General features: G+C 61.5%; 15 protein-coding genes. 5 read left to right on the top strand and 10 right to left on the bottom strand.

The annotated features are described in order from the left end of the window. Window positions 1-85: 85 nt before the first annotated feature. Window positions 86-856 carry a trans-aconitate 2-methyltransferase gene (gene tam, locus NPS56_RS03545; RefSeq protein WP_274073490.1) on the bottom strand — a complete coding sequence of 257 codons (771 nt, stop codon included), beginning with the start codon at window positions 854-856 and terminating at the stop codon, window positions 86-88. A 281-nt stretch (window positions 857-1,137) separates the two neighbouring features. On the opposite strand from tam, the gene NPS56_RS03540 reads away from it, so the two are divergent. Then, window positions 1,138-1,548, top strand: a complete 411-nt coding sequence (locus tag NPS56_RS03540) for a low affinity iron permease family protein (RefSeq protein WP_274073489.1) — start codon at window positions 1,138-1,140, stop codon at window positions 1,546-1,548. 45 nt (window positions 1,549-1,593) lie between these two features. Here the strand turns inward: NPS56_RS03540 and NPS56_RS03535 are convergent, their stop codons facing one another. The 4 genes from NPS56_RS03535 to NPS56_RS03520 all read right to left on the bottom strand — a co-directional run bounded on the left by NPS56_RS03535 (window position 1,594) and on the right by NPS56_RS03520 (window position 4,076). Beyond that, window positions 1,594-2,097 carry a DUF4142 domain-containing protein gene (locus tag NPS56_RS03535; RefSeq protein ID WP_274073488.1) on the bottom strand — a complete coding sequence of 168 codons (504 nt, stop codon included), beginning with the start codon at window positions 2,095-2,097 and terminating at the stop codon, window positions 1,594-1,596. 74 nt (window positions 2,098-2,171) lie between these two features. Next, the gene (locus tag NPS56_RS03530; RefSeq protein ID WP_077184220.1) at window positions 2,172-2,327 is read right to left on the bottom strand and encodes a KGG domain-containing protein; all 156 of its coding nucleotides are present in this window, start codon (window positions 2,325-2,327) and stop codon (window positions 2,172-2,174) included. A gap of 160 nt (window positions 2,328-2,487) precedes the next feature. Next, on the bottom strand, window positions 2,488-3,126 hold the full coding sequence (locus NPS56_RS03525; RefSeq protein WP_274073487.1) for a LysE family translocator: 639 nt from the start codon (window positions 3,124-3,126) through the stop codon (window positions 2,488-2,490). After that, the gene (locus tag NPS56_RS03520; protein ID WP_274073486.1) at window positions 3,123-4,076 is read right to left on the bottom strand and encodes a LysR substrate-binding domain-containing protein; all 954 of its coding nucleotides are present in this window, start codon (window positions 4,074-4,076) and stop codon (window positions 3,123-3,125) included. The genes NPS56_RS03525 and NPS56_RS03520 overlap by 4 nt, the downstream gene beginning before the upstream one ends. A gap of 77 nt (window positions 4,077-4,153) precedes the next feature. Between NPS56_RS03520 and NPS56_RS03515 the strand changes: the two genes are divergently transcribed. After that, window positions 4,154-4,642, top strand: a complete 489-nt coding sequence (locus NPS56_RS03515) for a DMT family transporter (protein WP_274073485.1) — start codon at window positions 4,154-4,156, stop codon at window positions 4,640-4,642. A 75-nt stretch (window positions 4,643-4,717) separates the two neighbouring features. Here the strand turns inward: NPS56_RS03515 and NPS56_RS03510 are convergent, their stop codons facing one another. The 4 genes from NPS56_RS03510 to NPS56_RS03495 all read right to left on the bottom strand — a co-directional run bounded on the left by NPS56_RS03510 (window position 4,718) and on the right by NPS56_RS03495 (window position 9,472). Next, window positions 4,718-6,049, bottom strand: coding sequence for an MFS transporter (locus NPS56_RS03510; protein ID WP_274073484.1), 1,332 nt, complete (start codon window positions 6,047-6,049; stop codon window positions 4,718-4,720). A 173-nt stretch (window positions 6,050-6,222) separates the two neighbouring features. Next, window positions 6,223-7,149 (bottom strand): hydroxymethylglutaryl-CoA lyase, encoded by a 927-nt coding sequence (locus tag NPS56_RS03505; protein WP_274073483.1) that lies wholly within the window; start codon window positions 7,147-7,149, stop codon window positions 6,223-6,225. Next, entirely contained in the window at window positions 7,146-8,339 is a 1,194-nt protein-coding gene (locus NPS56_RS03500) for a CaiB/BaiF CoA transferase family protein (RefSeq protein WP_274073482.1), read from the bottom strand. The genes NPS56_RS03505 and NPS56_RS03500 overlap by 4 nt, the downstream gene beginning before the upstream one ends. Before the next feature lie 224 nt (window positions 8,340-8,563). Next, window positions 8,564-9,472: a LysR family transcriptional regulator gene (locus tag NPS56_RS03495; protein ID WP_274073481.1), complete on the bottom strand. Its 909-nt coding sequence runs from the start codon at window positions 9,470-9,472 to the stop codon at window positions 8,564-8,566. Between the two features lie 134 nt (window positions 9,473-9,606). Here NPS56_RS03495 and NPS56_RS03490 point away from each other — a divergent pair, with 134 nt between their 5' ends. Then, the gene (locus tag NPS56_RS03490; RefSeq protein WP_274073480.1) at window positions 9,607-10,626 is read left to right on the top strand and encodes a DUF4917 family protein; all 1,020 of its coding nucleotides are present in this window, start codon (window positions 9,607-9,609) and stop codon (window positions 10,624-10,626) included. 109 nt (window positions 10,627-10,735) lie between these two features. On the opposite strand, the gene NPS56_RS03485 is transcribed toward NPS56_RS03490, so the two are convergent. After that, window positions 10,736-11,278: a helix-turn-helix domain-containing protein gene (locus NPS56_RS03485; RefSeq protein ID WP_274073479.1), complete on the bottom strand. Its 543-nt coding sequence runs from the start codon at window positions 11,276-11,278 to the stop codon at window positions 10,736-10,738. 111 nt (window positions 11,279-11,389) lie between these two features. Here NPS56_RS03485 and NPS56_RS03480 point away from each other — a divergent pair, with 111 nt between their 5' ends. Together NPS56_RS03480 and NPS56_RS03475 are read left to right on the top strand one after the other, a co-directional pair. Next, entirely contained in the window at window positions 11,390-12,172 is a 783-nt protein-coding gene (locus NPS56_RS03480; RefSeq protein WP_274073478.1) for an aldolase, read from the top strand. Window positions 12,173-12,203: 31 nt separating this feature from the next. Next, complete coding sequence (locus NPS56_RS03475; protein WP_274073477.1) at window positions 12,204-13,091, top strand: dihydrodipicolinate synthase family protein; 888 nt, start codon at window positions 12,204-12,206, stop codon at window positions 13,089-13,091. Window positions 13,092-13,154: the final 63 nt, after the last annotated feature.

Here is a 13,154-nt window from a genome sequence, read left to right as displayed (position 1 = left end):
GCTTCGTTTATTTTTGAATACCTCGGTGCCAGGCGCGCAAGGAAAAGGCAGAGATGACACGATCGTCATCTCTGCCTTTTTCACCTCAGCGCGTCGCCACCAGAAACAAACGCGGGAACGGCAGCAATACCGAACCATCGGCCAATGCCGGATAGGCCTGCTCGATTGCAGTCTGATACTGCTGCAGATACTGCACCCGTTGCGTCTCATCCAATGGTTCGAGGAACGGCCGCAAGCCGCTGCCCTTGAACCACTCCACCACACCCGACGCGCCGCCCGCCAGCGGATGATGGTACGTGGTGCGCCATACATCGACGCGGGTGCAAGAGGCTTTGAGCATTGAGTAATACGCGCTGGCATCGGCCATTTCGGTCCGTTGTGCGGCGACGCTCGCCAGTTTTTCGGCCCACGGGCCTTGTGCCGCGACTTCGCGCATCAAGCGGTGCGAGGGTTGATTGAGGTTGTCCGGCATCTGGATCGCCAGGCTGCCACCGGGGGTGAGTTTGCTCACCAGCGCAGGCAGCAATGTGGCGTGATCGGGTACCCACTGCAGCACGGCGTTGGCGAAAATCACGTCGAATGGGCCGGTGTCATTCCAGATGTCGATGTCCGCGATGTCGAACTGCACTTGGGGCAGGCGCTTGCGTGCGGCCTCGATCATGTCGGTTGAACTGTCCAGCCCGCGCACCGTGGCGTCGGGGAAGCGTTCCACCAGCAACTCGGTCGAGTTACCGGGACCGCAACCGATGTCGATGGCCGAGCGCACTGATCCAGCGGGGATGGCGGCCAGCAGGTCGCGAGCGGGACGGGTGCGTTCATCTTCAAAAGCGACGTATTGTTTGGCGGACCAACTCATTGCGTTCTCCTGTTGGTGCGTTGTCTGGGGCTTGGCTGACAACGGGTTCGCTACGATACATCGACTGGTGGGTGGTGCTCTATTGCACCTTGAACATTGCGGTAGTCTTTCCGCCGCCTTCGCTGGCAAGCCAGCTCCTACAGTGGATTGGTTGCGGCCGCGGAGATTGGTCGGTTATGAGGACGCCTACGGGATTTTCCATTGGAGCGGGTAAAAAGCCGAATTTTCATCTCGCCACCGATGTCTGAATTTCAGGTGCATCCCCAATAAGGAAAACGGCCATGAAATTCGCAAAAATCGCCCAGAAACTGGCTCTCTGGACCGGCAGCCCCACGACGTTCCTCGGGGCGATTATCCTGATTTTAGTGTGGGGGTTAAGTGGGCCGATTTTCGGTTTCAACGATACCTGGCAGCTGGTCATCAACACCTCGACCACCATCATCACCTTCCTGATGGTGTTCCTGATCCAGAACACCCAGAACCGCGACACGGACATCCTGCATCTGAAGGTCGATGAGTTGCTGCGGGTAACGAAAGAGGCGCAGAACGCGATGCTCGGGCTCGAGGCGCTGGACCTCAAGGAGCTGGAAGCCTTGAGAAAACACTACCGCAGCCTCGGCGAAGGCCAGACCATTTCCATCGACGGCACCGTGGTCCAGGAGAAAGGTAAACAGGATCTGAATAAATGCTGATAAATGTTACGCGGGTGACCCAAGGTCACCCGCGCATGCGAAGGGTCAGCGACTGGCTTGCAGGGCCCTGGCCATCTGCAGGTGATTTTGCAGCTTTGGCAGGGTCTCTTCAGCGAACGCCTTGATCTGCGGCACGTCGGTGGTCTGCGCCGTTTGCTCGAGCTGCTCGATGGCTTGCTCGGTGGTCTTGACCTGACTGGCCGCGTAAGCCTCATCGAAGGACACACCTTCCGAGACTGGCGGCATCAGGGCCTTGGCTTTTTCCACCACCTCTTCGCGCGGTGCCACCGGCAGATCCAGTTGCTTGGCGATTTTCGCCAGATGCTGGTTGGCGGTGGTGCGATCGTTGATCACCACGATGGTGTAGTCCTTGACCTCCTTGGACTCGGACTTCTGGTGCGCCAGGCGACTGGCTTCGATGTCGGCAATGCCCTGGGCCGACGCATCGTTGATGAATTCGGTGGGGCTCTGGGCGAAGGCGCTGGTGGCACACAGGCCCAGTAATGCGGCCAGGCCGCCATTGCGTAATCGGGTGGCCATGCGGTTCATGGTCGCGCCCTCCTCGGTAAAAATTCAAACGGGAGCTTTCGCTCCCGCTTCTCGATCAAAACCACCTGCATCGATTACTTGGACTTCTGTCCAGGCTTGCGGCCCATCGGTTTCGTAGGCTCTTTATCGACGGTCGTGGTAGTGGTTTTCCCACCTTTGCGACCGGCTTCAGACGCCTTCGTTCGATCATTGGCGAAGTTTCCCGAGTTCGAGTTTCTTGAGTTAGGCATGATTCTCTACCTCTTGATGATGATCTCGGCGAGCTGTAGCCCGCATAGAATCTGAATTTGCGCGCATCAAAAGGTTTAGAAAACCTGGAATCGTCTCGACGAACGGTGGCGAAATTTTCAGACGAGTCGCAGTGCAACTGACGCGTCCCTACGTCCAGCGTCAAGCCTTGTTCGTCACCAGCCCAGGCAGTGCATGCGCCAAGGCGTTGATGGCAAAACCGATGAACATTACCCCGCACAAGCGGGTGATAGCCAACTCATGGCGTTGATACAAGGTGCGTACCTGGCGCGCACCGACGATGCCGATGAGGATAGCGTAGGCCATCAGGCCGCCGACGAAGCTCAACACGATCAGCCACGGCAACATCGACCAGGTCAGCAACTCTGCCCGGCTGGACAATAGCGCCGTGAAAGTGGCCACAGCCACCGGGTAGGCTTTCGGATTGGTCAGGCCAAACAGAATGCCGTGCCAGAACGGCCGCCGCGCCGGCCCCTGCGGCGCCTCGACACCCCGTTGACGCGCGCGCACCGCACGCCAGCCGAGCCAGAACAGGTAGAGCCCGCTAAGCACGCCCAGCACATCGAACGCGGTGCTGCCGATTTCCCGCGCACCGACGATCGCCACCAGCGCGGTGCTGCACCAGACCACGTCGCCCAACAAATGCCCGCAGAGAAACCCCGCTCCTGCCCGGCGCCCGTGCGCCGCGCCGATACCGAACACCGCCAATACGCCCGGCCCTGGCGTGATGCCATAAATGAAGCCCGAGGCGAGAACGGCCATTAGCAGTGAGGGGGTCATGGGGAGTCCTTATGAGTTGTTTTGCTGAATGGGCGCCAGTCTATATCACCTGCGGCGCGCTCGATTTGTGCATTCAACCAGTTCAGGGCCTGATCCCCGCCTCGCCGCTTGTGCCACACCAGGACAAAGGTGAACGACGGAATGTGAAACGGTGGCGGGATGACGATCAACGACGACTCGTCGATGTCGCGCAAACCCCGGGAAGCGACGGTGAGGATCAGGTCGGTGCCGCTGATGAATTGCGGCGCGACGCTCCAGTGCGGCAGGCTGATCGCGACGCGACGGCGCTCGCGCAAGGTGGTCAGGGCTCGTTCGATTTCCGGGGTGCCGCTGCCGCGCATTTCCAGCAGCACATGGGGCCGCACCAGGTAGCTCGGCAGGTCGAGGACAGCGTCAGCGGGGAGGCTGTGGCGGTCCACCAGGCAGGCGTAGTGTTCCTCGAACAGCGCCGTGCTGCGCAGCTCGTTGGGAATTTCCGGAAACACCCCGGCGGCGACATCGATATCGCCGTTGAGGACTCCATCGAGCATGCCTTCACGGCTGCCATGACTGATTTGCAGGTCGATGCCAGGCGCTTCGCGACGCAGCGTACGGATCAACCCTGGCAGGACGATGGCGGCGCCGTAATCGGACATCGCCAGGCGAAAGGTTCGTTTGGCCGTGGCCGGATCGAAGGTGTTCGGAGCCAGCAGCGACTGCACCTGGGCCAGGGCCTCGGCCAGCGGCGCCGTCAACTCCAGCGCTCTTGGCGTCGGCACCAGGCTGGCGCCGGCGCGCACCAGCAGCGGGTCGTCGAGCAGATCACGCAGCCGCGCCAATGCATGGCTGACGGCAGGCTGGCTCAGGTGCAGGCGCTCGGCCGCACGGGTCACATGTTGCTCGTTGAGCAAGGCGTCGAGGATCACCAGCAGGTTGAGATCGATGCGGCGCAGATCATTCATCTGATGCATGTTCTGGATAGTAAAACGGAATTTAAATCTGCGCGACGAATACTCTAGAGTCCAGCAAAACCTGTTGGAGAATGACCATGAGTACGTTGCATTGGGCGGGCCTGTTGCTGCTTGCCGCGTTCGCCGGTGCGGTAGTGCCGTTTCAGAGTGCGATCAATGTCAATCTCGGGCGCGGCCTGGGTCATCCGTTGTGGGCGACCCTCGCTTCATTGGTGGTGAGCATTTTGGTGTTGCTGCCGATCATGCTGGCAATGCGCTTGCCGTTGCCATCGCTGGCGTTCATCGCCAGGGCGCCGATGTGGATGTGGGCTGGCGGGGCGTTTGGGGTGTGTTTTATTTCGTTGGCGCTGGTGTTGCTGCCCAGGCTAGGCGCTTCAGGGTTCATGGCGTTGGCGCTGGCGGGGCAAGTGGTGGCGTCGCTGCTGCTGGATCACTTCGGGTGGTTTGGGTTGGTGGAGCGGCAGGTGACATTGCCCAAGCTGTTGGGGGCGGTGTTGTTGATCGGCGGTGTGGTGTTGATTCAGTTTGGTGATTCGGCTGGAAAAGCGATGACTGCGACGTCTTGAGGATCAAAAGATCGCAGCCTGCGGCAGCTACAAGGATGCGTGGTCCTTGTGGGTGCTGCCGTAGCCTGCGAATCGTTAAAACTTGTCGAGGGTGCGCAGCTTCTGCGGCAGGCCCCAGAGCAACAGCGCCACGGCGATCAGCGCGCAGACACCGATGACGTACAGTGCCGGTGTGGTGCTGCCGGTCAGGTCCTTGATCCGTCCGACCATGACCGGGCTGACGATGCCACCGAACTGCCCCAGGGTGTTGATCACCGCGATCCCGCCCGCCGCACCTGCGCCGGCACCGGCCAGCAGTTTCGGCGGCAGGGTCCAGAAGCTCGGGATGGAGGCGATGATGCCGGCACCGAGCAAGCCCAGGGCGACGATCAGGAAGGTCGTGTGGTTGGCGAAGATACCGGCACAGAAGAACCCAATTGCGCCGACGGCGACCAGACCGGCGACAAACTTGCGTCGCTCGCCAGAGGCATCGGACAGGCGCCCGATCACCACCATGCTGATGGCGCCGCAGATGTACGGGATGGCCGTCAGCAGGCCGATCATCACCGGGCTCTCGGTACCCGCGCTGCGGATCAGTTGCGGCGCCCAGAAGTTCAGGCCGTAGGACGCCACCTGGATCAGGAAGTAGATCAGGCCGAGGGTCAGGAAGCCCGGAATCCGCAGCGCGGCGAGCAGCGAGCCGCCACTCTTGTGCGGTTCATGGTGGGCGATGCGGCTGGCCAGCAGGGTCTTCTCCGACGGGGTCAGCCAATGGGCGTCTTCGATGCGGTCCTTGAGCAAGGTCAGCACCAGCAGGCCGAGGCCGATGCACGGTACGCCACCGAGCAGGAACAACCAGTGCCAGCCACGCATGTCCAGGAAGCCATCGAGGTGTTGCAGCACCAATCCGGAGAACGGTGCGCCAACCAGGCCGGCGAAGGCCGAGGACAGGAACAGCATCGAGGTGATGCGCCCGCGATAGTGCTGCGGGAACCACAGCGTCAGGTAATACAACACGCCCGGGGCAAAACCCGCCTCCATCGCGCCGATCACGAAACGCAGGGTGTAGAACTGCCATTCGCTGTTGACGAAGACCATGAGCGCGGTGGCCAGGCCCCAGGACATCATGATCCGGGCGATCCAGCGACGGGCGCCGACCTTGTACAGCATCATGTTGCTCGGCACTTCGAAAATCACATAACCGACCACGAACAACCCGGCGCCGAGGCCGTAGGCGGTGTCGCTCAGGCTCAGGTCGGCCTGCAACTGAAACTTGGCGAAGCTGATGTTGATGCGGTCGAAAAACGCGAACAGGTAGCAGACCATGATCAGCGGCATCAAGCGCCAGGCGACCTTGCTGACCAGGGCTTTTTCTTCATCGTGGCTAACGGCCGGGCTCGCCCCGGCCTCCAGTGCATTGAGGCTCATTGCGGTTCTCCAGGCGGACTGCCCTTGGGGTGTCCGATTGTTTTTGTTGTCTGGTTGGTGACGATGTTCTTCTGTAGGAGCCGGCTTGCTGGCGATGTGGTGGGTCAGTCGACATTGATTTTGACTGGACGGGCCTCATCGCTGGCAAGCCAGCTCCTACAGGTTCGCGGTGGTCAGGAGGGCACGGGGTGCAGGTCGCAATTGCGTCCGGCCTTGGCCAGCTGGCCCGGCACTTCGTGGCCGAGCAGCGCCGGCAATCCTCGGGACAGCTTGAGCAACAGCGGCAGGTCGATGCCGGTCGTTATGCCGATTTCATCGCACAGGTTCACCAGGTCTTCAGTACAGATATTCCCCGAAGCACCCGGCGCAAACGGGCAGCCGCCAAGACCACCCAGCGCCGCGTCGAAACGTCGGGCGCCGGCCTCGTAGGCGGCCAGCACGTTGCACAGGCCCAGGCCGCGGGTGTTGTGGAAGTGCAGGGTCAGGTCCGCTGGTGATACCCGCTGCAACACCCGCCGCACCAGGCGCTCGACCTGCCGCGGATTGGCCATGCCGGTGGTATCGGCCAGGGTGATGCCCTGGATGCCGAGCTCCTGATAGGCCTCGACGATTTGCAACACCCGGTCCTCATCGATCTTGCCTTCGAACGGGCAACCAAAAGTGGTGGCGATGCTCGCGTTCAGGCGAACCGGCGTGCCCTGCGCAAACTGGACGATCTCGCCAAACGCCGCCAACGAGTCTTCGCAGCGCATGCGCATGTTCGCCAGGTTGTGGGTCTGGCTGGCGGACATCACCAGGTTCAATTCATCGGCACTACAGGCCAGTGCCCGTTGCGCACCCTTGAGATTGGGGATCAGCGCGACATAGATCACCCCCGGTTGGCGGCTGATGCCCTTGAACACCAACTCTCCGTCGCGCAATGCCGGTATGGCCTTGGGCGACACGAACGAGCCGGCCTCGATACGGCTGAACCCGGCCAGCGACAGTTGATTGATGAGCGCGATCTTGTCGACGGTTTCCACCCAGGTCGGCTCGATCTGCAAACCGTCGCGCGGGGAGACTTCCTGGACGATCAGGCGCTCGGAATAATCAGTGATCATTGCACCACTCCTTCGACTTTCAGGCGTTCGATGTCCGCCACGGTGAGGCCCAGTTGAGCAAGGATGCCGTCGGTGTGCTGGCCCAGTCCCGGGCCCGACCAGTTGACGCCACCGGGGGTCTCCGACAATTTCGGCACGATGCCCGGCATCTTCACCGTGGCGCCGCCCGGCAGTTCGGCATTGAGCAGCATGTCCCGCGCCTGATAATGCGGATCGGCGACGATGTCGGCCACCGAATAGATACGTCCGGCCGGCACTTCGGCGGCTTCCAGCGCTGCCAGTACGTCGTTGATCGGCAGGCTGCTGGTCCAGTGGGTGATCGCCGCATCGAGCAGGTTGCTCTTGGCCGCACGGCCGTCGTTATGGGCGAATTCGGGGGCTTCGGCCAGGTCCTGGCGGCCGATGGTCAACATCAGGCGCTTGTAGATCGGGTCGCTGTTGCCGGCGATCACCACGTAGGCACCATCGGCCGTGAGGTAAGTGTTGGAGGGTGCGATGCCCGGCAAGGCACCGCCGCTGCGCTCACGCACATGGCCGAGCATGTCGTATTCCGGCACCAGGCTTTCCATGACGTTGAACACGCTTTCGGCCAGCGACACATCGACGATCTGTCCACCGCCCTGCCCGGTCTTGACCCGCAGCAGCGACATCAACGCGCCGATCACGGCGTGCAGCGAGGCCAGGGAATCGCCGAGGCTGACGCCCACCCGCGCCGGTGGCGAACCGGGGGTGCCGGTGGTGTAGCGGATGCCGCCCATGGCCTCGCCTATGGCACCGAAACCCGGACGATCACGGTACGGACCGGTCTGGCCGTAACCGGAAATCCGCACCAGGGTCAGGTTGGGGTTGAGGGCGTGCAGCACGTCCCAACCGAGGCCGAGTTTTTCCAGGGCGCCGGGACGCAGGTTTTCGATCAGCACGTCGGCGCTGGTTGCCAGTTGCTTGACCAGCTCAATGCCTTCGGCGGATTTGAGGTTCAGCGCCAGGGACTTCTTGTTGCGCGATTGCAGGTACCACCACAGCGAGGTGCCTTCGTGCAGCTTGCGCCATTTACGCAGGGGATCACCCTGGCCCATGGCTTCGATCTTGATCACTTCGGCGCCGAACTCAGCGAGCATGCGCGCGGCGAACGGCGCGGCGATCAGCGTGCCGATCTCAATCACTTTGATCGCACTCAAGGGGGCAGTCATCGCGGGGTACCTCTTGTTCTTGGAATATGCGCCAAGGCTAGAGGACAGGGAGCTTGGGAATCCAACCTTCAGTTGGCAACGGGCGTTCGCGAAACGCGAATGCTTTGGGAGATTGTCGTGACCTCAGGGCCGCCTTCGCGAGCAAGCCCGCTCCCACATTTGGAATGCATTTCCCTGTGGGAGCGGGCTTGCTCGCGAAGACGCCGGCCCGGCCAATGAACAACTCAGAGTTGCCCCCGCAAATGCTCAAACAACATCCGGCTCACCGGCGACAGCAGTGCCTCATCACGCACCACCACGATCAAGGCGCGATCCGACCACTCATCGGTCAATGGCACGGCCGCCAGCCCAAGGGCCCGACCGAACAATTCATAAGCCCGCTGCGGGAGAACGCCAATCCCCATGTTGGCCTGGACCATGCGGCACATGGCGTCGAAGCCCGGCACATGGATCCGCACCCGCAGCACCCTGCCCGCCTCACGCGCCGCCGCATGGGTGCGCATGTTGATGGAACTGGCGGCGTGCAACCCGACGTAATCGCTGTCCAGCGTATCGGCAAACGCCAGGCTCGACCGGCTCGCCAATGGATGATGCGGCGGCATCAACACCACCAGTTTGTCCTGGCGATACAGCACGCTGTGCAGGCCCTTGATGTCGCTGTCAGCGGAGCAGATGCCGAGATCCGCCACACCGTCCAGGACACCCTGGATCACCCCGGCACTGGGCCGTTCCTCGAGATCGGTCTTGACCTGCGGATGACGCTCGGAAAAATCCCGCAAGTCTTCCGGCAGGAATTGAATGATCGCCGACAGATTGGCGAGCATCCGTACATAACCGCGCACACCGTGGCTGTGCTCCCCCAGTTCCAGGCCCATTTTCTCGACGTTGAACAACATCTGCCGGGCATGGTGCAGTAAGGTTTCACCCGCCGGCGTCAGCGTCATGCCCTTGGCCTGGCGCACGAACAGGCTGATACCCAGCGCCTCCTCCAGCTCCATCAAGCGCTTGCTCGCCGCCGACACCGCAATCGCCTCACGCGCGGCAGCACGGGTGAGCGTGCCCTCCTCGTGGACCGCGACAAACAGTTGCAGGGTGATCAGGTCGAGACGGCGGATCAGGCTTTTTTGCAGCATCGGACACTCGGCTAAGGTGGCTCGGGCGAAAGTCGCAGCATAGCGCCCTTCGCCCGCGAGGTGCCGTGGTTGAACCGCCCGACCATGATAAAGTCGCCGCCCATCAGACCTTTTGCTTCGAGACGACCACCGCAATGACCGATTTCCACGATGTCGATGCCCAACTTGAAGACTGGAACGCCCTGCGCGCCAGCGCTGCGTTCGACGGTCTGCTGGTGGGTAATGGGGCCAGCCGTGCGGTGTGGGACGACTTCGGCTACGACTCGCTGTTCGAAAACGCCCGCACCGTCGAGGAAAAACCCCTCAGCCCGTCCGAGCTGAGCGTGTTCGAGGCGCTGCAGACGCGCAGTTTCGAGCAGGTGCTCAGCGCCTTGAAAACCACCAGCCGGGTCAACAAGGCCCTGGCGGTCAGCTCCGCCGCGCCGCGCAATCGTTACTACGCGATCAAGGAAGCGCTGATCAACACCGTGCACGCGGTGCACATTCCGTGGCGGTTGGTCGAGGCGTCGAGCCTGGCGACCATCAGCCAGGAACTGGGCCGCTATCGCACGGTGTTCACCACCAACTACGACTTGCTCAATTACTGGGCGATCCAGCAGCAACCGGAGGCGATCACCGATCTGTTCCAGGGGGCAGAACCGGCCTTCGACCTGAGCGTTACCGCCACCGACAAGACCCGCCTGCTGTACCTGCACGGCGGTCTGCACCTGGTGCGCAACCAGGACGGCACGGCGCGCAAACTGATGTCGACCGAGGGCACGTTGCTGGGCAACTTCGCCATCAACAACACGATCAAGACCCTCGATGACGTGCCCTTGTTCATCAACGAAGGGCCGAGCGCGGACAAGCTCAAGACCATCCGCAGCTCCGATTACCTGTCGTTCTGCTATGACCAGTTGCTCGGCCATGGCGATGGCTTGTGCATCTTTGGGCATGCACTGGGTGAGCAGGACAGCCACATCGTGCATGCCTTGCGCCAGGCAAAACCCAAGGTGGTGGCGATCTCGATCTACCCGCGCAGCAAGGCGTTCATCCAGCATCAGAAGCGGCATTACGCGAAGGTGTTCGAGGGGACCGGGGTGGAGTTGCGGTTTTTTGATTCGAAGACACATGGGCTGGGTAACCCGAAGCTATCGGTACCAGTCGAAGTTTAGTCTTGCCCGATCTGACGCTTTCGCGAGCAAGCCCGCTCCCACAGTTGATCTGCGGCGTTCACAAATTCCCTGTGGGAGCGGGCTTGCTCGCGAAGCTCTTAAAGCTGACTCATTCCTCGCTGCTATGCACCACCACCAGCAACTGCGCCTGCACCTCGCCCACCGAGCGTATCCGGTGCGGTTTCTGTGAGTTGAAGTGCAGCGCATCGCCCCGGCTGAGCAGCACCCGCTCGTTGACGAAATCCACTTCCACCTGCCCCTCGTGGACGAATAGAAATTCTTCGCCCAGGTGTTCCTTGAAGGCTTTGTCGGTAAATTCTGTCGGTGGGTAAATGATGAACGGCAGCAGGCTGCGTTCGCTGACCTGATGGGCCAGCACCGCGTAACCCGGATTGTCGCCGCTGGCACCCAGTGGCTGGCGCTCATGGCTGCGCACCAGGCTGTAGCTGTCGAGGCTGACCTTGTCTTCGGAAAACAGCTCCTCGACCTTCACGTTCAGTGCCTTGGCCAGTTTCAACGCGGTCGCAATCGACGGCGTGTTCAGGCCGCGTTCGACTTTCGACAGATAACTCTTGGTCATGCCGGATTTTTCCGCCAATGCCTCAAGGGTTACGCCAAGTTTTTTTCTCAATAATTTCAAACGGATAGACATGTAGAACGATTAATCCATCAAGGAGGTGACGAATTGTCCTTGCTCATGACACAAGGTGTCATATAGCATCTTTCGTGTCATCTGCATGACCCAGCCAAAGAGGACATCGATATGGCCACGACATTAGCACTGCCCAAAGATCAACTGGTCAAGCAAGCGCTGAACCAGATGCAAAACACCCTCGCGGATAATACGTGGACCGACCGGCAAAAGCTGGCCCTGACCTGCCGCATTCTGTTCGAGAATGGCCATGACTCCGGCCTGGCCGGGCAAATCACCGCCCGTGGCCCGCAGCCTGGCACCTATTACACTCAACAACTGGGCCTGGGTTTCGACGAAATCACCGCGGGTAACCTGCTGCTGGTCAACGAAGACCTGGAAGTGCTCGAAGGCCACGGCATGCCCAACCCGGCCAACCGCTTCCACAGCTGGGTGTACCGCGCCCGCCCGGATGTGAATTGCATCATCCACACCCACCCGACCCACGTCGCGGCGTTGTCGATGCTGGAAGTGCCGCTGCAGATTTCCCACATGGACCTCTGCCCGCTCTATGACGACTGCGCGTTTCTCGAAGGCTGGCCCGGCGTACCGGTGGGTAATGAAGAAGGCGAATTGATTGCCGGTGCCCTGGGCGACAAGCGGGCGATCCTGCTTTCCCACCACGGCCAGTTGTCCACCGGCACCACCATCGAGGAGGCCTGCGTGATTGCCCAACTGATCGAACGTGCCGCCAGGTTGCAGTTGCTGGCGATGAGCGCCGGAACCATCAAGCCGATCATTCCCGAGCTGGGCCGAGAAGCCCATGACTGGATCGCCCGGCCCAAGCGCCACGCCGCCGCCTTCAATTACTACGCCCGGCAGAACCTGCGTCGACACGCCGATTGCCTGAACTGAACCCCAGACCTTTTTTGTACGGAGAGACCCCATGTCCACTGCAAACATTCACGGCATCATCGGCTACACCATCACCCCTTTTACCACTGATGGCGAAGGCGTTGACCTGGACGCGCTCGGGCGCTCGATCGACTGCTTGATCGACGGCGGCGTGCATTCCATCGCGCCCCTGGGCAGCACGGGCGAAGGCGCTTACCTGAGCGACGCGGAGTGGGACCAGGTCGCCGAATTCAGTATCAAGCACGTGGCCAGGCGAGTGCCGACCATCGTCAGCGTGTCCGACCTGACCACCGCCAAAGCGGTGCGTCGCGCCCGTTTCGCCGAAGCCCATGGCGCCGACGTGGTGATGGTGCTGCCGACGTCGTACTGGAAACTCAGCGAAGCGCAGATCCTCGCGCACTACCGCGCCATAGGCGACAGCGTCGGCGTGCCGATCATGCTCTACAACAACCCGGCCACCAGCGGCACCGACATGTCGGTGGACCTGATTCTGCGCATCGTCAAAAGCGTGGAGAATGTGACCATGGTCAAGGAGAGCACCGGTGACATCCAGCGCATGCATCAACTGCAACGCCTGGGCGAAGGTCAGGTGCCCTTCTACAACGGTTGCAACCCGCTGGCGCTGGAAGCCTTCGCGGCCGGGGCAAAAGGCTGGTGCACCGCGGCGCCGAACCTGATCCCGCAGCTCAATCTCGACCTGTACGACGCCGTGCTGGCCAACGACCTGAACAAGGCACGTGAACTGTTCTATCGCCAATTGCCATTGCTGGATTTCATTCTCAAGGGGGGGTTGCCGGCGACGATCAAGGCTGGTTTACGAGCGACAGGGCTGGAGGTGGGTGATCCGCGGTTGCCGGTGTTTCCGTTGGATGAGGCCGGTGTCAGTCAGCTGCAAGGGCTGCTGAAAGCCCTGCGCTGATCTCCAAATCACACCCTCCTGTAGGAGCCGGCTTGCTGGCGATGGTGGGTCAGCGACGCAAGT

Source organism: Pseudomonas putida, assembly GCF_028682635.1.
GTDB lineage: Bacteria > Pseudomonadota > Gammaproteobacteria > Pseudomonadales > Pseudomonadaceae > Aquipseudomonas > Aquipseudomonas putida_AE.
Note: the sequence above shows the minus strand (reverse complement) of the source record. Positions and strands in the feature narration are given on the sequence as shown.